The following is a 21,155-nucleotide window of genomic DNA, read 5'->3' as shown; positions in this document are numbered from 1 at the left end:
TCCGTCCACTGTCTCCACACCAGGAAGCGTGGCCACATGATGCAGCCCCAGCCCTGCGCTGCAAGTTCATAGAACGGTTTCTTTCCCTTCGACACCACGGGAAAAAGGTTCAGAAGCAAAGAGGAAGGCGGCCAAATTGGCCGCCTTCCTGATGACATTGACGGCACAGGCCGGATAGCATGTCGTCATGCGCGGCGCCCAGGGAACGTTCTCCAACGTGCTGATTTGGGGAGTGAACACGGCGACCAACGGAATCATCACCAGCAGCGAGGGCGGCCAATCGTGACCTGCAATTCAGCATTTGAGCAGCTGACCGGGTACATGTCCAGCGTGGTCCTCAGGGGCAATCGCCGCTTTCCACAAGGAGCATTGAGACGCGCGCCTGAAGGCGCTGAAGACTGGTGGGGAGACCAGGGTTGTCAGCCTGAATGACCGCCGCTGAGACGGTACGCCAGTCTGGAATGCCCTGAATCTCGCGCCCATCCGCGACGTCCTGGGACGTCCCACCCACTTTGTGGGGATCCAGAGGGACGTGACACAGCGCCGGCGGCTCGAGCGCACCCTCGAAATGCCGGTTCACATGGATGACCTGACCAAGGAATGGCCCGTCATGCACGCTGGTCCAACAGGTCGCCGTCCGTGACCTGGAATCCCAGCCACGCGTCTATCCTGCTCGGCCCGCACCCCGCATGGTCCAGCACTGTCCCGTCACCCGCCTGGCTCGTGCCTGTTTGTCCTGAGCCCGCCATTCCCTGGCCCCACCTGCTCTCCCAGTCGCCACAACGCCCACCACGAGATCAGCCGGGCGCCCATCACCCGCTCAACGGTCCAGTACGGCAGTGCCGCTGCCGCAGGACCCACGCACGCGGGCCAGCGCCGCGACAGCTCGCTCCCACTGACCTGCAGGTGCGCGCAGCCGCAAAGCAGCAACAGGGTACGGCTGACGTCGCAGGGCGGCAGTTGACTGGACGTGGGCAGGCACTCACGGATGACGAGGCGGACGCCCGGGTCAGCCAGAACCGGCAGCAGCAGGGTGAAAAAGTCGGGCGCGCGCTGCCTGGTCTCGCCCAGCAGCGCCAGGCTCTGGGGCGAACACTGCAGGCCGGCGAGCACCAGGGCCGCCAGGCCGTCCATGCTGGCGGCGCCCTCACCCTCGGCTCCCCCTGTGCCGTCACCGCCGCCCCAGGTTATCCACAGGCGAGGCGAGGCTGTGCCGGCGCTGCAGGTCGTCGGGTAGAAATTTGAAGTACCGCCGCGTCATCTCCAGGGTGGTGTGCCCCAGGATCTGCTGCAGGCTGAAAATGTCGCCCCCACCCCGCAGATAGCCCACCGCAAAGCCGCGGCGCCAGGCGTGGGGCGCGGTATGTGATCTCGGGATCTCGGCTGCGGCGCTGACCTTGACCAGCAGGTGCGTCAGCCCGCCCCGGGTCATCGGCTCCCCCGTGCGGCCCAGGAACAGCTGCTGCACCATCGGGAGGGCGGCGCGCCGCTCCTTGCGCTCATAGGCGCTGAGCGCCTTTGAGGTTTTGAGCCCCAACGGCACCACGCGGGCCTTCTCGCCCTTGGCCGTCTCCGCGCGCACCGTGATCATGCCGGTCGTCATGTTCAAGTCCGCCACGCGCAGCTGCAGCACCTCGCCCATGCGCAGCCCGGTGTCGTACAGGCACAGCAGGACGGCCCGGTTGCGCAGCGGCTGGGTCATGCCCGCCGCCACTTTCAGGCAGCGCTCCACCTCATCCGGCTGCACCGCCGGGGGACGTTCATGGGGCAGGGCGGGCAGCCGCAGCTTTGCGGTGGGGTCGCTGGCCAGCACCTCCTCTTCGGCGGCCCAGCGCAGCGTGGCCCGCACGCCCCGCAAGACGGCGTGTTCACCTCCGGGCTTCATCCCGCGCGTGTCCCGGAGCCACAGCTGGAACTCGCGCAGCAGCGGCAGGGTGATCAGGTCGGCGTCCCGGGCCAGCCCCCGGCCCTCCATGAACTGCAGCAGCGGTTCCAGGGAGTAGAAATAATAGGCGATGGTGGCCGGCGAGCGGCGCAGCGCGGCGAGGTGGCGGGCGTGCATCTGGTGCAGGTCTGTGAGCAGCATGGAGCCTCCCTGCTTACCGCATTCGCGCGTCTTGTGGGCGGCACTCGATTGCTGGAAGAGGCTGGGGGCACATTCCGCCCCAGCACGCGCCCCGAGCTAAAGCAAAAAGCCCATGCTGACGCATGGGCTTGTGCTCGTGTGGTGCCGATGGGGGGACTCGAACCCCCACGGTTTCCCGCTCGATTTTGAGTCGAGTGCGTCTACCATTCCGCCACATCGGCCTGCTTTGCAGGGTTTGTGCGCCCTTGAGCGCGCACGGAATCTTAGCGCGCCGGGGCGGGGGCGGTCAAACCCTCCCCGACAGGGGTCCGTACCGGAGAGCAGCCCTCAAGGCAGCGTGGTGATCCGCTCCAGCAACAAGCCGAAAAATGCCTCGTCGCGCACGCCCACGGCCACCCGAGCATTCGCGGTCTGTTCAGTCACGCCATGCAGATCGCAAACGGTACGGCCAAAGTTCAGGCCCTCCTGAATCTCGATCTCCACACGCATGGCCTGCCAGTCCAGCAGCTCCGGGCGGATCACCGCCGCCGCCGCCAGCGGATCGTGCAGCGCGCCGCCGCTGGTGCCGTAGCGCTGGCGGTACACGCCTGCATAGAAGGTCAGCAGTTCGGCGCAGACCTCGCCCGCGCGGTTGCCCAGGCCACGCAGGGCCGCGATCCTGTCAGGGTCCGCGATGCACTGCATGGTCACGTTCAGACCCACCATCCGCAGGGGAACGCCGGACTCGAACACGATCTGGGCCGCGTGCGGATCGGCCAGCGCGTTGAATTCCGCCGCCGGGGTGCGGTTGCCGCCCGTGGTGCTGCCGCCCATCCAGACCACCTCTTTTATAAGAGGCACGATGTCTGGTGCCAGCCGGAAGGCCAGCGCCAGATTGGTCAGCGGCCCCGTCGCCAGCAGCGTGACCTCGTGCGGGTGCGCCTGGACGGTGCGGATGATGAAATCGGTGGCGTGTCCGGCCTCGGGCGCACGCGCGGGTTCGGGCAGATCGGCGGCGGGCAGGCCGGAATCGCCGTGGACCGACGCCGCCGAGACCAGATCGGCCACCAGCGGGCGGTCAGCCCCGGCAAAATACGGCACGCCCACGCCTGCCTTGCCCGCCAGGGCCAGCGTGACCCCGGCGTTGTGGACCGTCAGCGGCAGGCCCACGTTGCCGTGCGTGGCGGTAATGCCCAGCACCTGCACTTCCGGGCTGGCCAGCATCAGCAGCCACGCCACGGCGTCGTCCAGACCGGGATCGCCGTCGAGAATGACTTTCAGGGGAGACGGGACACTGGGATTGCTCACCTTCCGATTGTAGGACGGACGGAACGCTACACTTGACCTATACGGATTCCGTCTGTTTCATGCAGGAATCGGGACAGCGCCGATTCCCGCACTCCACGCCCGGAACCCGTTTTTCTCCCACTCACCATCGTCGCGTACAGACGCCCATGAGGACGCTGCTCCTCCCGTTCGGATTTCCAGGTGTTCACAACACCTTTCAATCGGAGCCTGTATGACATTCCTTCTCTGACCCCGGAGGTCGACCATGTCAAGATTGATCGTTCTGAGCATGTTGTGTGGACTTTCGGTGGCGTCTGTGGCGCAGGCGGCCTGTGATATGCAGACCTATCTGCCTGCCGGCACACGCACCTATCAGATGGGCAGCGGCGCGGACAAATCGACGATGACCATCAAGGCCACGCCGCTGTCCGGGGACCGCATGAACGTGCAGACCACCATGAACGGCAAGACGACCCCCGTCGTCTGGACATGCACGGCCTCGGGCATGAAGGCCAGCATTCCCGCCGGAGATGGGGGCGCTCAGGTCAATGTCGACGCGGGATTCTTGCCCGATGCCCGCAATTGGAAGGCGGGCTATAGCTGGAACAGCAGCAACAAGGTCAATGTCAACGCCCCTGGAGTGGGCGCTATGAACATGACCAGCACCACGGTCAGCAAGATTGTGAAGCAGGAAAAGGTCACGGTGCCCGCCGGAACCTTCACGGCCCTGCGCGTGGACAGCACCACCAGCATGAAAATGAGTCTGCCCGCCGGAACCAAACTGCCGCCGGGCATGGACCTGAACCAGATGATGGGCGGCAAGACCACCACCAGCGCGTGGTATGTCCAGGGGGTGGGGATGGTCAAGACCACCTCGGCAGACGGCAGCTTCAGCATGGTGCTGACAAAAATCGGGAAGTAGGCTCCCCTCTGCGTTCGCCGCGCGCCGGGCCGCGTTCTGCCACAATCCCAGCATGGAACATTTCGCGCAGTTTTCATTGGATGGGCAGCGGATGTACGGCATGCTCCACACCCCCGATGCCGACGCACCGGCCCAGGGCTGGCCCTCGGTGGTCTTCGTTCACGGCTACACCGGCAACCGGATCGACCACCACCGCCTGCTGGTGCTGATGTCACGGCTGCTGGCCGCACGGGGCATCGCCAGCCTGCGCTTCGATTGTCGGGGCAGCGGCGACTCGCAGGGCGACTTCAGCGAAATGACCGTGATGCGCGAGGTGGAGGACGTGGCTGCCGCCGCCGAGTACCTGCGAGACCAGCCCGGCATCGATCCCGAGCGCGTGATGCTGCTGGGCTACAGCATGGGCGGCATGGTGGCGGCGCTGGCGGCAGGGACCGTGCGCCCCCACCGGCTGCTGCTGTGGGCACCCGCGCTGCCGGAGCTGTGGCTGCCCCTGCTGCGCGGCGGCGTGCTGCCCCCTGGCATCACCGACGTGGACGGCTGGCCGCTGGGCCGCGCCTTCTTGCAGGAGATGCCGCGTCTGCGCCCGCTGGAGGCTGCCGCCGCCTGGGGCGGGGTGGCCCACGTCATCCACGGCGACGCCGACACGGTCTGTCCGCCCGAATGGGGCGTGCGCTACGCCAGGGCACTGGGCTGCGACGCGGCGGCCATTCCCGGCGGCACGCACAACTTCACCAGCCTGGAAACGACGGAGATGCTGTACGCGGAAACGCTGCGGTTTTTAAGCGGAGGCTGAGGGCCGTCCGGCACGGCAAAACAGCCCACTTTTACACGCAGGCTGTCTGTCGAGCTTTCGGAGATGGGAGGTGGGCGCAACGAAGGCCCATCTCTCACACAGCTTTACTTGATCGCGCCGTTGAGGCCGTTGGGGAAGAATCCGCCCTTGTTCGCGCCGGGGGCCAGATAGACGATGTTCAGCACTTCGCGGGTGCTGCGGCCATAGGCGATGGCATTCTTGTCGGCGGGGGCAAACACGGCGTTTCCGGTGTTGTCGGTCAGGCCCATGTCCTTGCCGCCGCCCACCTTGCCGCGCAGGTTGCTGATGGCCTGCACGACCTGGCCCACGTACAGCCCCGCCGCCGCCGTGATCTGGCGCTGCTGGTACAGCATGGTGCGGATCGCGCCGCCGTGGTATGCCTCGACGGCCAGGATTCCGGCGGCGGCCTGAAGGTACGCGGGGTTGGTGATCAGCGTGGCCGCGCCGTTGTAGGCGGTGACGCCCACGTCCTCGAAGATGAACGCGCCGTGCAGGAAGAACAGGTCATTGGCGTAGGGGTTAAAGCCCTTGATGGCCCCGCCGCTGGCCGCGCTGCCTGCCGCCAGAAACGCCCCGTTCAGATCCAGCACCGGACGCATCACGGCACCCTTGCCCAGCGCGCCGTACAGGAACTTGACGTGCGACAGCTCGTCCTCGGCAATGTCGTTGGCCATCGCCTGCACGGTGCTGTCCTTGAACTGCATGCCGCGCGCCATGTCCAGCCCGGCGGGCACACGGATAGCCGCGTCGCCGCCGATCTTCTTCAACTCGTCCAGACGGCCCACGGCGGCCAGATAGAACGCCGCTTCCAGGTATTCCAGGTTCAGGGCAAAGTTCAGCACGTCGCCGTCGATGTCCTTGGCGGGGGCAGCCAGCGCGGGCGCGGCGAGGCCCAGTGCAGCCATGCCCAGACCTGCCTTGCCCAGGAATCCCAGGGCGGCGCGGCGGTTGAGGGCGGTGGGGGCGGTCTGATCGGTGTCGTTGTGGGTCATGGGGAAAGCTCCTTGGTGGCAAGAGGGCGGGGCGAGACAGCGCGCATAGGCGTGTCCTGATCGGATGATGGGCGGGTGGGTCCGGGAACTACAGTCGGTCTCTCCTGACTCAACCGGGTATATGCGGCGGCCCCGCAACCGGATCAGCCGCCACCAGAACATGAACGCCGCATGAAGACCCGCCGCCTCGCTAGAGTGGGCGCATGACCGCCTCCCCCACCCTGTTTACGCGCATCATCGCCCGCGAGATTCCCAGCGACATCGTGTACGAGGACGAAAATTACATCGCCATCCGCGACATCGCGCCCAAAGCGCCGATCCACCTGCTGGTGATTCCCAAGACGGTCAGCGCCCGCCTGGACGAGATCACCGACGAGGGCGAGATGGGCCGCCTGTGGCTGACCGCCGTGAAGGTGGCCCGCCAGCACGCCGCCGACTACCGTCTGCTGGTCAACTCCGGCGAGAAGGGCGGGCAGGTGGTGTTCCACACCCACATTCACATCCTGGCAGGCTGGGAAAACGGCCCGGATTCGGACACCTGATGGGCGATTCTGAATTTCAGGCCGTTCTCTTCGATCTGGACGGCGTGCTGGTGGACAGCGAGTTGCAGGCGAACACCGTCTGGGTGCAGTTGCTGGCCGAGCATGGGCTGGAAATCGATCTGCCCACGTTCATGGCCAACGCGGTGGGCGGCACGCACGTCGTTCTGTTCGAGTGGCTCAGGCGCGACTACGGCTGGACGAGGCCCAAAGGCTTTATCCCAGAGATGGACGCCCGCCTGCACGAGGCGTTCGGCAGCACGCAGGCCATCGAGGGCGCGGCCCGGACGCTGGAGCTGCTGCGCGAGGCGGAGATGCCCTTCGCCGTCGCCAGCAACAGCCTCCGCAGCCGCCTGAAGCGCAAGCTGGAAGCGTCGGGCCTTGCAAAGTTGGTAGGTGAACACGCCTACGATCCGGCGCACGTCGGCGGGCGCGGCAAGCCAGCCCCGGACCTGTACGCTTACGCCGCCGCGCAACTGGGCGCGTACATCACCCGCTGCGTGGTCATCGAGGACAGCGTGACTGGCCTGAGCGCGGGCGTGGCGGCGGGAGCCACAGCCTGGGGCCTGCTGGCCGGGGGCCACGTCCACCCCGACAACGCCGCGCATCTGACGGGGGCGGGAGCGAAAAGGATTTTGCGGACGCATTCGGAATTGCAGGGGGCGCTGGAGCTGGAAGGCTAACCCCTCTCTTCGGAGCTGTGCCAGCCAGTCAGCTTCGCTCAAGGAGCTGGGTGATGCAGACAAGTCTCTCATGTTTAGCTTTGTGCTGCTTTTCGCAAGATGTCATTTTTCTCTGATCGGCGCTGGGACGGCGTTTGCGGTTCCCCCCTCCCAGCCTCCCCCGCAAGGAGGGAGGAGCCAAAAAAGCCGTATTTATCGGCATCATCATTTTTATGAGTGGGATGTCCGCATCATCCAGCCTTAAAGAGAGCCAAGAGTGCGTTACTGGTCGGACAATTCCACGACTCTTGCCTCCCTTCTAAGGGGAGGTCCCCCGGAGGGGCGTACTCGCAGAGCTGCGGAGCAGAGGGGTCAAACCGTGGCAGCCTCCCCACCACTCCAATCTGTCATCTCCCTGCCTCTCAACCAAACCTCAACTCTCCCCCACCGCCCCAGCCCACGCGCCTAAACTGCGCCCCATGTGGTGCGACTCGTGTGGATGAAACTGCTGCTGGCCTTTATCCCGATCAGCCTGCTGCTGGAATGGGTCTTCCACGCGCCGCCGCTGTGGATTTTCGCCACTTCCGTGATCGCCATCATCCCGCTGGCCGATCTGCTACGTCAGGGCACAGAGCAGATCGCGGCGCGGGCCGGGCAGACCATCGGCGGGCTGCTGAACGTGACCTTCGGCAATCTGGCCGAATTGATCATCGCCATTTTTATCCTGCTGGGCGGCAATACCACGGTGGTCAAGGCGCAGATTACGGGCAGCATCATCGGCAACGCACTGCTGGGGCTGGGGCTGGCGATTCTGATCGGCAGTTTTGGGAGAGAGCGGCAGAAATTTAACCGCGAGAATGCCGGGCAGCTCAATTCCATGCTGTTTCTGGTAGTGATCGCTCTGCTGATTCCGGCACTGTTCGACTACACCGAGCGCCTGCCGGATTTCCTGGCGGGCAGCGCGGCGGCGCGCGGAAATCTGGACGAGTACCTCAGCCTGGGCGTGGCAGGCGTGCTGATCGCCGTGTATGCCCTGAATCTGGTCTATACGCTGGTCACGCACAAGGACGTGTTCGCGCGTGGCGAGGAGGAAGGCGAACACGACGACAGCTTTGCCCTGTGGCCCGTCTGGAAGGCCGCCGCCGTGATGGTGGGCGCAACCGTGTTGATCGCCGTGGAATCCGAGATGCTGTCCGGGGCGCTGGAGGCCACCAGCACGCAACTGGGCCTCAGCCCGTTCTTCCTGGGGATCATCGTGCTGGCGGTGGTGGGCAACTTCGCCGAGTACATCGCGGGCAGTTACTTCGCGCGGCAGGGCAAGCTGGGGCTGGCGGTCAATATCGCCGTGGGGGCCACGATTCAGGTGGCGCTGTTCACCGCGCCCGTGCTGGTCATCATCTCGTACCTGATCGGCAAACCGATGAATCTGGTCTTTTCCAGCCCGCTGGAACTGGTGGCGATTGTGGCGGCGGCCCTGACCGTGACCACCGTGACCAAGGACGGCGAGGCCACCTGGTTCGAGGGCGTGCTGTTAATCGCCGTGTATCTGCTGCTGGCGCTGGCCTTCTTCTTCGTCACGCCCAGGATGGAGGGTGAGGCAGCCACCCTGCCCATTTCCTCTCTGTCCACTCCTCCCGCGCACGTCCACAGCCTCAGACTCTAAACTCGCGCCCATGAGCCATTCGTTTACCCCCCCATTTACTGCACAGCGACCCCTGCGCGTCGCCGTGATCGGCAGCGGCCCCAGCGGCGTGTATGCCGCCGAAGCCCTGATCAAGCAGACCGCCCTGCCCACCGAGGTAGATGTGTTTGACCGTCTGCCCACCCCTTACGGTCTGGTGCGCTACGGCGTCGCCCCGGATCACCTGACCATCAAGAGCGTGACCAAGGGCTTCGAGAAAACCTTAAGCGATCCGCGCGTGCGCTTCTTGGGCAACGTGGAATTTGGGAAAGACCTGACCCACGACGACCTGAAGGCGCACTACGACGCGATCATGTACACCGTGGGGGCCAGCGGGGACCGCCGCCTGGGCATTCCCGGCGAGGACCTGAGCGGCTCCATGAGTGCCACCGAATTTGTGGCCTGGTACAACGGCCACCCCGACGCCGCCGCCCGCGAGATGGTCCTGAGCGCCACAGGCGTGGCCGTGGTGGGCGTGGGCAACGTGGCGCTGGATGTGAGCCGCATTCTGCTGAAGACGGTGGCCGAGTTGCAGGCATCGGACATCGCCCCGCACGCGCTGGAAGTCTTGGAAGACAGCCCTGTGAAAGACGTCTGGATTCTGGGGCGGCGCAGCGCGGCCCAGGCCAAGTTCACCACCAAGGAGTTGCGCGAATTTGGCGAGCTGTCGGACGCCGATCCGGTGGTCAAGCCCGCAGAGGTGGCGGTGGACGAGGTTGCCGAGGCCGCCATCACCGACAACGTGGTCAGGAAGAATCTGGAAGTGATCCGCGACTTCGCGGGCCGCACCCCGGAAGGCAAGCCGCGCCGCATCCACCTGCGCTTTCTGGTGTCTCCGGTAGAGATTCTGGGAGACGAGAATGGCAATGTTTCGGGTCTGAAAATCGAGCGCAACACGCTGGACGCATCCGGCAACGCGGTAGGCACTGGGGAAACAGAGGTGTTGCCCGTGCAGATGGTCCTGCGCTCGGTGGGTTACCGGGGCGTGGCGCTGCCGGGCGTGCCATTCGATGAGAAACTCGGCATTATTCCGAACGTGGAAGGGCGGGTGGAGGGACGCACAGGCGAGTACACCTCCGGCTGGATCAAGCGCGGTCCCAGCGGCGTGATTGGCACCAACCGCAAGGATTCCACCGACACCGTGGCCCACCTGCTCGCGGATGCAGACGCGTTGCCACCCGTTGCGAAGGCCAGCCGCGCCGACATCGATGCCCTGCTGCAAGAGCGCGGCGTGGACGTCTACACCTTCGCCGACTGGCAGGCGCTGGACACCCACGAGCAGGCGCAGGGCCAGGCGCAGGGCCGCCCCCGCGCCAAAGTGGTCCACAAGCACGAGATGCTGGGCCACCGGCAGAAGTAGAGCGTCAGGCAAACAGAGCGGGCGGGCATTCGTCTCCGCCCGCTTTGCCATACTTTGCCAGTGAACGCGCACCATTCCGACATCCTGGTCATCGGTGCTGGCCCAGCCGGACTACATGCAGCCTTTTATGCGGCGTGGCGCGGTCTGAGTGTGCGCGTGCTGGAGGCGCGGGGCGAGGTGGGCGGCCAACTGAGCGCCCTGTACCCGGACAAGCGCGTATACGACGTGCCGGGACTGCCCGGAGCGCGGGCGGCGGAAGTGGTGGCACATCTGCTGGAGCAACTCGACGGCCTGGACGTGGATATGCGCGTGAATACGGTGGCCCGCGAACTCGAAAAAAGTGACGACGGCTGGCGGGTCAGCACAGACGGGGACACTTTCACGGCGGGCGCGGTCATTCTGGCGGCGGGCCTGGGCGCATTGTTGCCCCGCGCGACCCGCATCCCCGGCGCAGAAGATCATCCCGACGTGCGAACGGACTTCCCCGATCCCACTGAACTGGGCGGGCGGCGTGTACTGATCGTGGGCGGCGTCCCACAGGCGGCGAGGGCGGCGCTGGAGCTTTTGGACGCTGGAGCGAAAGTCACGCTGACCCACAGCCGGGCCTTGTTTCGGGGGAGTCCAAGAACGCTGGAAAAGCTGGAGGCCGCGCGAACCAGCCGAGGTCTCGAAATTCTGGCTCCTGCCCGCCTGCTCACACTCACGCCGCAGGGCGCGGAAGTGGAGGTGGGCGGCAAAACCCGCAGCGTCGAGGCCGACACCGTGCTGATTCTGGGTGGTTACCTGCCAGACCTCTCCCCCATTGGGGCGTGGCCGCTGGACTGGCGCGGCGAATACGTTCCAGACGCTCCCGGCGGACGCACTGCGCTGGAGGGCGTGTACGTGGTGGGCGATCTGGCGCAGTCGGGCGGCGATTTCAAGTTGATCTCGGTGGCGTTTGCCCAGGCCGCCATCGCCGCCAACCACGCCGCGCATCACGTCCGGCCCGAATTGAGGGTCAGACCGGGACACAGCAGCGAGAAACGCTGACTGCCCTGTCCCTCTCTCCACATACGCTAGAAGGGTGTCGTCTGCGGCCCGTCCACCCCTGCCGCCTCCAGCAGGCCCACCAGTCCCAGTGCAAAGCCGTCGTTCAATCTGGCCCACTCGGGGGGAAAGGGCTGGGTGCGGGTCACCTCGTTGGGAACCACCACCAGCCGCATTCCAGCAGCGACAGCGGCGATTCCGCCGTTCAGGCTGTCTTCCACGGCCAGACAATCCTGTGCGCGCAGGCCCAGGCGCTGTGCGGCCAGCACGTACAGTTCCGGGTCCGGCTTGACGCGCCGGACATCGTCACTGGTACACAGGACTTCAAACAGGTTCAGCAACCCGTGTTGCTCCAGCCAGCGCGTGACCCAGCGGCGGTCACTGCTGGTGGCCAGGGCCAGCGGCCATCCGGCGGCGCGTAGTCCCTCCAGCACGCCGCGCACGCCGGGGCGCAGATCCTGCTCCGCGATGTCGGCCAGGATGCGCTCATGCAGCCCGGCATGGACGCTCTCTCGGGCCGCCTGCACCTCCTCCGGCAAACCCGCCCAGGGATCGAACGCGCCCCAGGTGCCGATGCCGCGCTGCCAGTCGGTCAGCGCCAGCTCGCGCCCATGCTGCTGGTAGAGCTGCTGCCAGTGCCAGAATTCGCGGGTCTCGGTGTCCAGGATGGTGCCGTCGAAGTCGAAAACGACGGCGCGCAGCGCGTCAGGAGTGGAGGCAGAGGATGGCAGCATGGGCCGCAGTCTAAACGGCGTACCCCTGCACCGCAGTGGCGTGATGACCCGGACAGGCGGCCTGAGCAGCAGGTCTGTGGCCGACCCCACACCGGGTTACTGATTTTGTGAAGCATTTAACCTACAGTAAGGAGGTGCAGGAACTGACCACACCACAGGAGCTGACCGCGCGGACGCCGCTGGCCGAACGGGGCGGCGTCCTGAGCGAGGCGGGGCAGTGGCGCGGCCTGTCGGTGTTCGTCAAAACCCTGATGGTGGATGACCCCGATGCCCAGGCCCGCTTTCACCACGAGGGCCGGGTGGCGGCAGCGCTGAATCATCCGGCCCTGGTGCCGCTGCTGGCGGCCTCGCCCACCCAGTTGATCTTCCCCTTCGTGACGGGCGGCACCCTGCGCGAGCGGCTGGAAAAAGGGCCGCTGAATATCGACGAGGCCACGTCCGTCGGGCTGGGCCTGCTGCGCGGCGTGGCCTACCTGCACGGCCAGGGCGTGACGCATCAGGATCTGAAGCCGGAAAACGTGCTGCTTCAGGACGGACTGGCCCGCTGGGACACGGTGCGGATCATCGACTTCGGCATGAGCCACGCCCTGCACCTGCCGCTGGACATCCACAGCGGCACCCGTATGGGCACGCCGCATTTCATGGCCCCCGAGCAGTTCTACGGTATGCGCGGCGACGCCCGCAGCGACCTGTATTCGGTGGGCGTGCTGCTGTTCGACTGTCTGGCCGGCGAGCCGCCCTACGCCGACGCGCTGGGCTGGCTGGCGGGGATTCACACCAAGCGGGCCGAATTGCCCGGCCCGGAGGCGCTGCATCCGCTGCTGCGCGCCGCCCTGTCGCGCGATCCGGCGCAGCGCCCTGGCAGCGCCGTGGGCATGCACGACGAGCTGTGTCAGGCCCGGCTGGCGCTGGGGCTGCCCGCCCTGCCCCATGCCGATTTGCCCGAAGCCGCCGTGAAAGTCCTCCACGGTACACGAGAAGACTGTGCGGCGGAGGACGGCGGCTTTTGACCCTGCTGGCCTTTACCGGCAACCGCTTTCTGGCCGAGGAAGCCCTGCGCGAAACCCTGATTAAGCGCGGCCTGAACCCCCGCGATCTGCCCCGGCTGGGCGGTGACGATGTGACGGCCCAGACCCTGGGACCGCACCTGTCCCCCGGTCTGTTTGGAGACGGCGGCGTGATCGTGGACTTTGAGGGGGTCAAGCCCGACAAGGCGCTGCTGGAACTGCTGGCTGGCGCGGCAATTACGGTGGCCGTGCTGGACGAGATGGCCCCCGCCACGCGCAGCAAGCTGTATCAGGCGCGCGGCGAGCAGATCGTCTCGGCGGCCCCCAGCAAACCCGGCGAGATCACCGGCTGGGTGGTCCAGTACGCCAGAAAGCAGAAGCTGCCGCTGGACAGGGACGCCGCCGCCTATCTGGCCGAGGTCTTCGGCTCCGATCTGGCCGGGATTGCCAGCGAACTGACCAAGCTAGCCCTGCTGGGCGGCCCGCACACCCGCCAGTCCGTGCAGCGCATCGTGGGCCGCGAGCCGCCGGGAGACAGCTTTGCCATGCTGGGTGCGGCGACGGCAGGCCGCCCCGGCGAGGCGGTGGGCCAACTGCGCCGTCTGCTGGCATCCGGCGAGGACCCCTTCAAGCTGATGGGCGCAGTGGTCTGGCAGTACAGCCTGGTGGTCCGCTGCGTGGCCCTGCTGCAAGAGGAAGGCCGCGTGACCGAGGCGGCGGCGGCCCAGCGCCTGGGCGTCAAGCCGTATCCGGCCAAGAAAGCGCTGGACGTGGCCCGCAAACTGAACGAGGCCAAGATCCGCGCCCACATGGGCCGCATTCTGGACGCCGATCTGGCCATGAAACGTGGCCTGGACGCCGGGGTCACGCTGGAGCGGCTGATCGTGCAACTGAGCGTGTAGGAGGAAATCGCCCGGAGCGCTTGCCCTCAAATCCGAATGTCGTTCAGCATGGTCTGCGCCGCCCCGGCGGCAAAACGTCCGGCCACGTCGGGGCGGAAGTACAGGGTCAGGCCGCCGTCCTTCATGACCTTGAAACTGAGCAGGCCCGCAATGGCGGGAACGCTGCCCAGCGCAATCGGGCGGTTGAAGATGGCCGCCAGCTTGTCATGCAGGGCGTTTGCCACGTCGTGGATGCCAAGACCCGCGAAATTGTCCACATGAATGCCGATCACCCCGGCCTGCCGCGCGCTCAGGGCCACCTCGCGCCGGGCGTCGGGCGGAGGGGAGGCGGTGAACTGCACCGGAATCGTGACCTCGAAATTGGGATCGGGGATGTACCAGTGGCCGCTGCTGATCTCGCCGGCCACGCGGTAGGTGACCACCCGGTTGCCGCTGCGCGTGAAGTCGTAGGCGGTGTCGCTGACGCCGATGACCACCACGGAATCGATCTCCACGCGGGGATCGTCGGCAGTGCGGCGGCGAAAGGCAGCGGCAAAGGCGGCCAGCACCTGCGCGCCGCTCAGGCTGGCGGTGGCCGGTTCCACCACGCCGCTCCCCTCGAAGAAGATCACGCCGTTCTGAAAGTCGCTGTACCACTGCCACGGGTTCTGGCCGATGTTCAGCTCATCCGATGTGGGATAGCCATACGCGCCGCGCTCCCAGCCGGTCTGCGCCCAGCGGGCACGAATGCCGCCGCGCACCTCCATCGGCCCGGTTCGGGGATGCCAGTAGATGCTGCCATTGCCGGAGCAGTGGTTGTAGCGCCCCACGCCATCCGGGGTGGCGGTTTCATCGGTAACGGGCAGGGCGAGATCGCTGTCCGGCCCCCCCCTGCTGTCGTACTTGCGCCGAATTTCGCCGTGAAGCTCATGCGCCCCGGTGGACGGCGAGTAGGAGATGTCGGCGTTCTGGAAGCGTCGGCGGTGGCCCCCGCGCACCGCCTCGCAGCCGGAGACGGCGTTACCGGTAAAACTCGCACCCAGCGCTGCGGCCTTGGCGTCGATGTTGGGACAGGGATCGTTCTCGCTCAGGGCCAGATTGTTCACGTCCACGCGAATATCCGCGAAATCGCCGCCCTCGTCGGTGTTGCGGACGCGAACGTTGAACTGGCGCGAGGCCCCGCTGGCCACCATGCCGTCAAAACTGGCGCGGCCATCCAGATCGGTGGTGTTCTCGCTGGTCCCCTCGTACAGCAGGGCGCGGCCCGACACACTGACCGCGCCGCCCGCCGCCTGCCGGTACGTGACACGCAGTTCCACCCGCACCTCGCCGCCGCACTTGCCGATGGTCAGCTCGGTCAGCTCTGGCCGGGAGGCGTCCAGGACCAGCGTTCCCCCCCGACTCACGCTGGCATGTTCGTTGCTGCCGAAGGTCTCGTCGTCGGTGATGTCCATCCTGACGCCGTGCGTGATTCTGTTCTGCATCCCTGCCGCCTCCTTGCAGGCTTCGGAAGGCTCCCCCCCGGCTGCAAGTCGGTTGTACCCGGCGGGCCGTGACCGGGCCATGATCGGCAGGGGTGGACGTGCAGTGGGCGGCAGAACACAACGCCCACCTCCCGAAATGGTAGAATTGAACCGAGTCTAATTTTAACCCAGTCTAGTTAAGTCCCCACCGCTTTTTACCCAGCCTCTTGCAAGGAGTGTCCAGCATGGATTTCACCCTGAACGACGAACAGCGCCAGCTCCAGCAACTCGCCCGCGACTTTGCCCGCAAGGAAATCATTCCGATTGCCGCCGAGTATGACCGCCGGGAAGAACTGCCGTGGCAGGTGGTGGAAAAGGCGTTCGAGGTGGGCCTGCTGAACCCCACCATCCCCGAACACGCGGGCGGCCTGGGCCTGGGCATGTTCGACGAATGCCTGATCGGTGAGGAACTGGCCTACGGCTGCATGGGCATCTACACCGTGCTGATGGCCTCTGAACTGGGCATCGCACCCATCCTGATCGGCGGCACCGAGGAACAGCAGGCCCGCTTCCTGGGACCGCTGACCGAGAAGGCCGGGCTGGCGGCGTTTGCCCTCTCCGAACCCGGCAACGGCTCGGACGCGGCGGGGATGGCGACGATGGCCCGCGACGACGGCGACGCCTGGATTCTGAACGGCGCGAAGATGTGGATCAGCAACGGCGGGCTGGCCGAGTTCAACGTGGTCTTCGCCACCACCGACAAGAATGGTGGACACAAGGCGACGGTGGCCCTGGTGGTGCCGAAAGACGCCGAGGGCTTCAGCCACAACAAGATCAAGCACAAGATGGGACAGCGCGCCAGTCTGACCAGCGAACTGGTGTTCGAGGACGTGCGCGTCCTCAAGGAAAACCAACTGGGCCGCCTGGGCGACGGCTTCAAGATCGCCATGAAGACGCTGGACAAGACCCGCATTCCGGTGGCCGCCGGGTCCGTGGGCATCGCCCGCCGCGCGATGGAAGAGAGCATCAAGTACGCCAAGGAGCGTGAGGCGTTCGGCAAGCCCATCACCGAATTCCAGGCCATCCAGTTCAAGCTGGCCGAGATGGCGATGGGCATCGAGACGGGCCGCCTGATGTACCAGAAAGCCGCGTGGCTGGTGGACCAGGGAATGCCGCACGGCTTCGAGAGCGCGATTGCCAAGGCGTACTGCTCGGAAATGGCCTTCAGCGCCGCCAACGAGGGGATTCAGGTCCACGGCGGCTACGGCTACGTGGGCGAGTACCCCGTGGAAAAACTACTGCGCGACGTGAAGCTGAACATGATCTACGAGGGCACCAACGAGATTCAGCGTGTGGTGATTGCCCGGAACCTGCTGAAGTAGAGACCCATCAGCCTCAACCCCTCTTCTGCGGAGAGGGGCTTTTTACGGTCTGTCGCGCTCCGGTTCCCGTTCTTCGACAGGGTTGGTCTGCGGATACAGCCAGCGCAGGAAGACCAGAAACAACCCGATCACGGTGGCCGTGCTGGTGGTCAGAAAAGCCACCAGCACGCTACTTTCCAGGCGGAAGGGCCGCCCGCCCAGTTCGCCCCAGCCCGCTGCCAGCGTCAGGGTCACGTCGGCGGCCAGCCAGCCTGCGGAGAGAATAAACACGATTGCGCCCACGCCCAGCCGCAGCAGACGCTGATCCACCGCCTCGCGGTAGCGCAGTTGGCGGGTCAGGCGCTCCAGATCGGCACCCTGGGCGGGCGAGCGGCGTTCACTTTCCAGACCCTGCTGCACGGCCCGCTCGATGGCCGCCTGAGTGTCGGTGTGCGCGGCGGGAGCTGGTGCCAGAGGCTGAGGTGCCGGGACAGGGCCGACTCGCTCCAGTTCAGAAGGTTCGGTCACCGTCTGGTCAGGCACTCCGCGCCAGACGGGTGTAGTACTCGCGGGTAATCTCATCGGGAATCAGGTTGTCTTGCAGGCCGTAGGTCTGGGACCACGGACTCCCCGCGCGGTGGGTCAGGCCGGACAGTGCGCCGCCGTCCATGCCGCCGTACCCGTTCCAGACACTGCGGATCACGTCCATCGCCTCCCGGTCACCGTTCAGTTCGGGTTCGCCGGGGGCGACGGGCAGGGGGTCGGCAATCGGCACCCTGCCCCGTTCACCCCAGTGTTGCCACAACTGACGCACCACCGGGCCACGTTGCCAGGCATGCACCGCGTTGTACATCAGCGGGCGACCCAGCAACGCCAGCGTGTAGCCGTGCGCGATGTACACCAGCTTATGCACCTGCATCTGCGTGAGTTTGCGGCCCTCCGTGCGGGCCAGCTCCAGAAAGGCGTTCGCCACCACCTCGGCGGCGTATCCGGTGCGTGTGGGATCGTCGATGGCAATGGTCATGGCGGGCGTCCTCCTTTCTGTCTGTTGGAGCTGTGCTGTCAGAGCAACTCGTTCTGACTACAGCGTAACACTGCCAGAAGAAAGAGGCCAGCGATTCACTCCAATCGGCCCAGATAGGCGTGCGTGCGGTAGGTCAGCGTGACCTGATCGCCAGCCGAATGGGTTTCAAAAGCCGCATCCAATTGCTGTACCACAGCCGCAAACCCAGGATCGCTGGGCGACGGCAGATAGCTGACGCTTCCGGCCAGGGCACGCAGGCGTCCCTGGGTAAAGGGGACTGGATTGTCGAAGGTCTGGACATCGAAGCCGCCGGGCATCAGTCGGGGTAACTCCTGCTCCGGCACACGCGAGATGAGTTCGCCGTCCTCGCGGCTGAATTGGGTGACGACTTCGCGGTAGACAGCGTTAAACGGCGTGTCCACCCCGCGCCAGTCGTTCCAGACCAGCAACACCTGACCGCCGGGAGTCAGCACACGCCGGAATTCCTGCACGGTGGGCGGCGGATCGAACCAGTGGGCAGCCTGAGCAGCAGTGATCAGCGAGACGGAGGCGGAAGCCAGAGACGTGGCCTCTGAAGTGCCGTCATAGACGCGCAGACGCCCTGCCGACGTTTCCTGAGCCAGCGCCGTTTCGAGTTGCGCCCGCATTTCCGGGTTGGGTTCGACAGCCTCCACGGCAAAGGCTGGCCCGCTCCCATGCGCCAGCAGCAGCCGCGTGAACAGTCCCGTTCCCGCCCCGACATCCGCCACCCGGCCAGAGAGCAGGCCCAGACCCGCCAGCCACTCGCCCAGTGCCGGGGGATACGTCGGGCGGGCGGAGGCGTACACGCCCGCGCGGCCCAGGAAACGGTCTGAGTTGGTCACGCTCTGGCCTTCCGCGCTGCCTTCTTCAGCCGCACCGTTTCGGGAGCCGCTGCCACGCGCGCCGAGGGCCGCCACGCACTCGCCAGGAAATACACCAGCCCGCCCAGCGCCCCCGCCAGGATCAGAAAGCCCAGCAAGCGCCACAGCACCGCCGCCGTTCCCACCACGAACGCGCCCAGCCCCACCAGCAGTTGGCCCAGCAGCCACACCAGCGCCAGCGCCGCGATGGCCAGCAGCACGACGCCGACAGCAGCGAGAATCAGTCTTGCCATGCTGAAAGGATAGGGCAGTTGGGCAGGGAGGGGAGGTGACTTGATCTTTCTGGCAGTTTTAGGGGGTTGCTTCCACGGTTTAACCCCTCTCCTGCGGAGCTATGTCAGTCCGCCCCTCCGGGGCACCTCCCCTCAAAAGGGAGGCAAGAGTTGCGGAATTGCTCGGCCCACCGCGCTCCTCGGCTCTCCATTAATCGGCACAGACCGACACCTCACCAGCGGCAAAAAGAAGGGCCGGAAGCAGCTGCCCCGGCCCCTCCCCCCGACATAGGCTTTACGCCATATTGCCGATGATCGCGTCGGCGAATTCGCTGGTCTTGACTTCCTTCGCGCCTTCCATGTTGCGGGCGAAGTCGTAGGTCACCACTTTCTGGGCAATCGTGGCGTCCAGACCCTTCAGGATCAGATCGGCGGCTTCGGTCCAGCCCATGTAGCGCAGCATCATCTCGCCGGACAGGATCACGGAGCTGGGGTTGATCACGTTCTTGCCCGCATACTTGGGCGCGGTGCCGTGCGTGGCCTCGAAGATGGCGTGGCCGGTCACATAGTTGATGTTCGCACCGGGCGCGATGCCGATACCGCCCACCTGCGCCGCCAGCGCGTCACTGATGTAATCGCCGTTCAGGTTCAGCGTGGCGATCACGTCGTATTCCTTGGGGCGCAGCAGGATCTGCTGAAGGAAGTTGTCGGCGATCACGTCCTTGATGATGATGCCGTTGGGCAGCTCGCACCACGGGCCGCCGTCGATTTCCTTCGCGCCGAATTCGTTCTTGGCCAGTTCATAACCCCAGTCGCGGAACGCGCCCTCGGTGAACTTCATGATGTTGCCCTTATGCACCAGCGACACGCTCTTGCGGTCATTGTCGATGGCGTACTGGATGGCGGCGCGCACCAGACGCTCGGTGCCGTCCTTGGAAACGGGCTTGACGCCGAAGGATGAGCTGTCGGGGAAGCGGATCTTGGTGACGCCCATCTCGTTCACCAGGAAATCGCGCATCTTGTCGGCCTCGGGGGTTCCGGCCATGTACTCGATTCCGGCGTAAATGTCCTCGGTGTTCTCGCGGAAGATGGTCATGTTGACGTACTCGGGGTGCTTGAGGGGGCTAGGCACGCCCGCGAAGTACTGCACCGGGCGCACGCAGGCGTACAGGTCCAGCTCCTGGCGCAGCGCCACGTTGATGCTGCGGATGCCGCCGCCGACGGGCGTGGTCAGCGGCCCCTTGATGCCGAACAGGTACTCGTCGAAGGTGTCGATGGTTTCCTGCGGCAGCCACTGGCCCTCACCGTAGACCTGCACGCTCTTCTCGCCCGCGTAGACTTCCATCCACTCGATCTTGCGCTCGTTGCCGTACGCCTTCTCGACGGCGGCGTCCAGCACGCGCACGCTGGCCTTCCAGATGTCTGCGCCCGTCCCGTCGCCTTCCACGAAGGGAATGACGGGATGGTTGGGGACGTTCAGTTTGTCGCCCTGCATGCTGATCTTCTCGCCCTGTTCGGGCCGCTGAATATGGCTGCTCATAACTTTCAATCTAGCGCCTCGCGGCCATCCGGGGAGAGGCTCCGGGTGTTACCGTCCGGGTTTGGGGTGGGTTCAAAAGTTTGAACGAGGGGCTGGGACAGGCCGCACCCCCCTCTGATAACGGTGTCTGAAGCCTTGCCTCATCCCAATCTCGCCTGGGGGGCGCATGGTTAAGGCACCTTAACAGGAATCCAAATTCAGGAGGTATTTAACCGTGAGTGACGATAAAAGCACTGCCGAGAACATGCTGGACTCCGCCAAGGCCAAGATCAACGAGGGGGCTGACCGCGCCCGCGCCGCCGGACACGATCTGGCGTCAAAAGTAGGCGGCAGCACCCTGGAAAACGCGGGCGACAAGGCGAAAGCCGTTGAAGACCGTGCCAAGGCCGAAGTCCACAATGCCGAGGCAAACGCCAGCTACAACGAGGGCAAACGCGAAGCCAAGGACGGCGACGGACACTAAGTCCTGAATCTCTAGCTTCTGTAGTCCTGGTCTCTGCCCTGTTTGGGTGGGGGCTTTTTTTGGTGTCTAACCATCAAAAGGTCAAACTGTCTAACCGCAGAAAAGAATTGATCTCGGCTGGGTTGGCGGGGTGGCCGCCACGGTTTAACCCCTCCGGCGCTGCGCGCCACCTCCCCTCAGAAGGGAGGCAAGAGTTGCGGAATTGCCGTACCAGTCACGT

Annotated in this window: 22 protein-coding genes, 1 tRNA gene and 1 pseudogene; 12 read left to right on the top strand and 12 right to left on the bottom strand. The window is 65.6% G+C overall.

The window, feature by feature from the left end:
• Nucleotides 1-454: 454 nt before the first annotated feature.
• A pseudogene (locus BOO71_RS29230) lies at nt 455-643 on the top strand (hypothetical protein); the annotation flags it as partial.
• Nucleotides 644-708: 65 nt separating this feature from the next.
• Here the strand turns inward: BOO71_RS29230 and BOO71_RS23130 are convergent.
• The 4 genes from BOO71_RS23130 to BOO71_RS23115 form a co-directional block, all read right to left on the bottom strand.
• Nucleotides 709-1,134 carry a hypothetical protein gene (locus BOO71_RS23130; protein WP_075836537.1) on the bottom strand — a complete coding sequence of 142 codons (426 nt, stop codon included), beginning with the start codon at nt 1,132-1,134 and terminating at the stop codon, nt 709-711.
• 37 nt (nt 1,135-1,171) lie between these two features.
• Nucleotides 1,172-2,086, bottom strand: a complete 915-nt coding sequence (locus tag BOO71_RS23125; RefSeq protein WP_075836535.1) for a tyrosine-type recombinase/integrase — start codon at nt 2,084-2,086, stop codon at nt 1,172-1,174.
• Nucleotides 2,087-2,225: 139 nt separating this feature from the next.
• A tRNA-Leu gene (locus BOO71_RS23120) sits at nt 2,226-2,307 on the bottom strand.
• A gap of 106 nt (nt 2,308-2,413) precedes the next feature.
• Nucleotides 2,414-3,373: a nucleoside hydrolase gene (locus tag BOO71_RS23115; protein ID WP_075836533.1), complete on the bottom strand. Its 960-nt coding sequence runs from the start codon at nt 3,371-3,373 to the stop codon at nt 2,414-2,416.
• 244 nt (nt 3,374-3,617) lie between these two features.
• Here BOO71_RS23115 and BOO71_RS23110 point away from each other — a divergent pair, with 244 nt between their 5' ends.
• A complete protein-coding gene (locus BOO71_RS23110; RefSeq protein ID WP_139323138.1) occupies nt 3,618-4,274 on the top strand; it encodes a TapB family protein in 657 nt (218 codons plus the stop codon).
• A 52-nt stretch (nt 4,275-4,326) separates the two neighbouring features.
• On the top strand, nt 4,327-5,067 hold the full coding sequence (locus BOO71_RS23105) for an alpha/beta hydrolase family protein (RefSeq protein ID WP_075836529.1): 741 nt from the start codon (nt 4,327-4,329) through the stop codon (nt 5,065-5,067).
• A 104-nt stretch (nt 5,068-5,171) separates the two neighbouring features.
• Here BOO71_RS23105 and BOO71_RS23100 read toward each other — a convergent pair whose 3' ends face one another.
• Entirely contained in the window at nt 5,172-6,080 is a 909-nt protein-coding gene (locus BOO71_RS23100) for a ferritin-like domain-containing protein (RefSeq protein WP_075836527.1), read from the bottom strand.
• A 203-nt stretch (nt 6,081-6,283) separates the two neighbouring features.
• On the opposite strand from BOO71_RS23100, the gene BOO71_RS23095 reads away from it, so the two are divergent.
• The 5 genes from BOO71_RS23095 (at nt 6,284) to BOO71_RS23075 (ending at nt 11,351) form a co-directional block, all read left to right on the top strand.
• Nucleotides 6,284-6,622: a histidine triad nucleotide-binding protein gene (locus BOO71_RS23095; protein WP_075836517.1), complete on the top strand. Its 339-nt coding sequence runs from the start codon at nt 6,284-6,286 to the stop codon at nt 6,620-6,622.
• A complete protein-coding gene (locus tag BOO71_RS23090) occupies nt 6,622-7,302 on the top strand; it encodes an HAD family hydrolase (protein WP_075836515.1) in 681 nt (226 codons plus the stop codon). The genes BOO71_RS23095 and BOO71_RS23090 overlap by 1 nt, the downstream gene beginning before the upstream one ends.
• A gap of 472 nt (nt 7,303-7,774) precedes the next feature.
• Entirely contained in the window at nt 7,775-8,944 is a 1,170-nt protein-coding gene (cax, locus tag BOO71_RS23085; RefSeq protein WP_139323148.1) for a calcium/proton exchanger, read from the top strand.
• A gap of 10 nt (nt 8,945-8,954) precedes the next feature.
• A complete protein-coding gene (locus tag BOO71_RS23080) occupies nt 8,955-10,322 on the top strand; it encodes an FAD-dependent oxidoreductase (protein ID WP_075836511.1) in 1,368 nt (455 codons plus the stop codon).
• A gap of 60 nt (nt 10,323-10,382) precedes the next feature.
• A complete protein-coding gene (locus BOO71_RS23075; RefSeq protein ID WP_075836587.1) occupies nt 10,383-11,351 on the top strand; it encodes an NAD(P)/FAD-dependent oxidoreductase in 969 nt (322 codons plus the stop codon).
• Nucleotides 11,352-11,377: 26 nt separating this feature from the next.
• Here the strand turns inward: BOO71_RS23075 and BOO71_RS23070 are convergent, their stop codons facing one another.
• Complete coding sequence (locus BOO71_RS23070; protein WP_075836509.1) at nt 11,378-12,082, bottom strand: HAD family hydrolase; 705 nt, start codon at nt 12,080-12,082, stop codon at nt 11,378-11,380.
• A 134-nt stretch (nt 12,083-12,216) separates the two neighbouring features.
• Here BOO71_RS23070 and BOO71_RS23065 point away from each other — a divergent pair, with 134 nt between their 5' ends.
• Together BOO71_RS23065 and holA are read left to right on the top strand one after the other, a co-directional pair.
• Entirely contained in the window at nt 12,217-13,092 is an 876-nt protein-coding gene (locus BOO71_RS23065; protein WP_254843273.1) for a serine/threonine-protein kinase, read from the top strand.
• The gene (holA, locus tag BOO71_RS23060) at nt 13,089-13,991 is read left to right on the top strand and encodes a DNA polymerase III subunit delta (RefSeq protein WP_075836505.1); all 903 of its coding nucleotides are present in this window, start codon (nt 13,089-13,091) and stop codon (nt 13,989-13,991) included. The genes BOO71_RS23065 and holA overlap by 4 nt, the downstream gene beginning before the upstream one ends.
• Before the next feature lie 26 nt (nt 13,992-14,017).
• Here holA and BOO71_RS23055 read toward each other — a convergent pair whose 3' ends face one another.
• Nucleotides 14,018-15,454: an LGFP repeat-containing protein gene (locus tag BOO71_RS23055; RefSeq protein ID WP_075836503.1), complete on the bottom strand. Its 1,437-nt coding sequence runs from the start codon at nt 15,452-15,454 to the stop codon at nt 14,018-14,020.
• Between the two features lie 224 nt (nt 15,455-15,678).
• Between BOO71_RS23055 and BOO71_RS23050 the strand changes: the two genes are divergently transcribed.
• Nucleotides 15,679-16,815 carry an acyl-CoA dehydrogenase family protein gene (locus BOO71_RS23050; RefSeq protein ID WP_075836502.1) on the top strand — a complete coding sequence of 379 codons (1,137 nt, stop codon included), beginning with the start codon at nt 15,679-15,681 and terminating at the stop codon, nt 16,813-16,815.
• Nucleotides 16,816-16,857: 42 nt separating this feature from the next.
• Here BOO71_RS23050 and BOO71_RS23045 read toward each other — a convergent pair whose 3' ends face one another.
• The 5 genes from BOO71_RS23045 to icd all read right to left on the bottom strand — a co-directional run bounded on the left by BOO71_RS23045 (nt 16,858) and on the right by icd (nt 20,472).
• Nucleotides 16,858-17,322 carry a hypothetical protein gene (locus BOO71_RS23045; protein ID WP_254843272.1) on the bottom strand — a complete coding sequence of 155 codons (465 nt, stop codon included), beginning with the start codon at nt 17,320-17,322 and terminating at the stop codon, nt 16,858-16,860.
• Between the two features lie 7 nt (nt 17,323-17,329).
• Nucleotides 17,330-17,818, bottom strand: coding sequence for a Panacea domain-containing protein (locus BOO71_RS23040; RefSeq protein WP_075836500.1), 489 nt, complete (start codon nt 17,816-17,818; stop codon nt 17,330-17,332).
• A gap of 95 nt (nt 17,819-17,913) precedes the next feature.
• Nucleotides 17,914-18,681: a class I SAM-dependent methyltransferase gene (locus BOO71_RS23035; protein WP_075836498.1), complete on the bottom strand. Its 768-nt coding sequence runs from the start codon at nt 18,679-18,681 to the stop codon at nt 17,914-17,916.
• Complete coding sequence (locus BOO71_RS23030; protein ID WP_075836496.1) at nt 18,678-18,953, bottom strand: hypothetical protein; 276 nt, start codon at nt 18,951-18,953, stop codon at nt 18,678-18,680. The genes BOO71_RS23035 and BOO71_RS23030 overlap by 4 nt, the downstream gene beginning before the upstream one ends.
• A 274-nt stretch (nt 18,954-19,227) precedes the next feature.
• Nucleotides 19,228-20,472: an NADP-dependent isocitrate dehydrogenase gene (gene icd, locus BOO71_RS23025; protein ID WP_075836494.1), complete on the bottom strand. Its 1,245-nt coding sequence runs from the start codon at nt 20,470-20,472 to the stop codon at nt 19,228-19,230.
• A 214-nt stretch (nt 20,473-20,686) separates the two neighbouring features.
• Here icd and BOO71_RS23020 point away from each other — a divergent pair, with 214 nt between their 5' ends.
• Entirely contained in the window at nt 20,687-20,935 is a 249-nt protein-coding gene (locus tag BOO71_RS23020; protein WP_083653758.1) for a hypothetical protein, read from the top strand.
• Nucleotides 20,936-21,155 lie beyond the last annotated feature (220 nt).

This window comes from Deinococcus marmoris (genome assembly GCF_001949125.1).
Classification (GTDB): domain Bacteria; phylum Deinococcota; class Deinococci; order Deinococcales; family Deinococcaceae; genus Deinococcus; species Deinococcus marmoris_A.
The sequence above is the reverse complement of the archived record's forward strand: the minus strand, read 5'-3'. Positions and strand labels throughout refer to the sequence as shown.

Coding starts and splice junctions, on each gene's coding strand:
- BOO71_RS23070 (WP_075836509.1), bottom strand. CDS start 12,082: ATGCTGCCATCCTCTGCCTCCACTCCTGACGCGCTGCGCGCCGTCGTT.
- BOO71_RS23055 (WP_075836503.1), bottom strand. CDS start 15,454: ATGCAGAACAGAATCACGCACGGCGTCAGGATGGACATCACCGACGAC.
- BOO71_RS23095 (WP_075836517.1), top strand. CDS start 6,284: ATGACCGCCTCCCCCACCCTGTTTACGCGCATCATCGCCCGCGAGATT.
- BOO71_RS23080 (WP_075836511.1), top strand. CDS start 8,955: ATGAGCCATTCGTTTACCCCCCCATTTACTGCACAGCGACCCCTGCGC.
- BOO71_RS23040 (WP_075836500.1), bottom strand. CDS start 17,818: ATGACCATTGCCATCGACGATCCCACACGCACCGGATACGCCGCCGAG.
- icd (WP_075836494.1), bottom strand. CDS start 20,472: ATGAGCAGCCATATTCAGCGGCCCGAACAGGGCGAGAAGATCAGCATG.
- BOO71_RS23105 (WP_075836529.1), top strand. CDS start 4,327: ATGGAACATTTCGCGCAGTTTTCATTGGATGGGCAGCGGATGTACGGC.
- BOO71_RS23050 (WP_075836502.1), top strand. CDS start 15,679: ATGGATTTCACCCTGAACGACGAACAGCGCCAGCTCCAGCAACTCGCC.
- BOO71_RS23090 (WP_075836515.1), top strand. CDS start 6,622: ATGGGCGATTCTGAATTTCAGGCCGTTCTCTTCGATCTGGACGGCGTG.
- BOO71_RS23100 (WP_075836527.1), bottom strand. CDS start 6,080: ATGACCCACAACGACACCGATCAGACCGCCCCCACCGCCCTCAACCGC.
- BOO71_RS23110 (WP_139323138.1), top strand. CDS start 3,618: ATGTCAAGATTGATCGTTCTGAGCATGTTGTGTGGACTTTCGGTGGCG.
- BOO71_RS23130 (WP_075836537.1), bottom strand. CDS start 1,134: ATGGACGGCCTGGCGGCCCTGGTGCTCGCCGGCCTGCAGTGTTCGCCC.
- BOO71_RS23125 (WP_075836535.1), bottom strand. CDS start 2,086: ATGCTGCTCACAGACCTGCACCAGATGCACGCCCGCCACCTCGCCGCG.
- BOO71_RS23030 (WP_075836496.1), bottom strand. CDS start 18,953: ATGGCAAGACTGATTCTCGCTGCTGTCGGCGTCGTGCTGCTGGCCATC.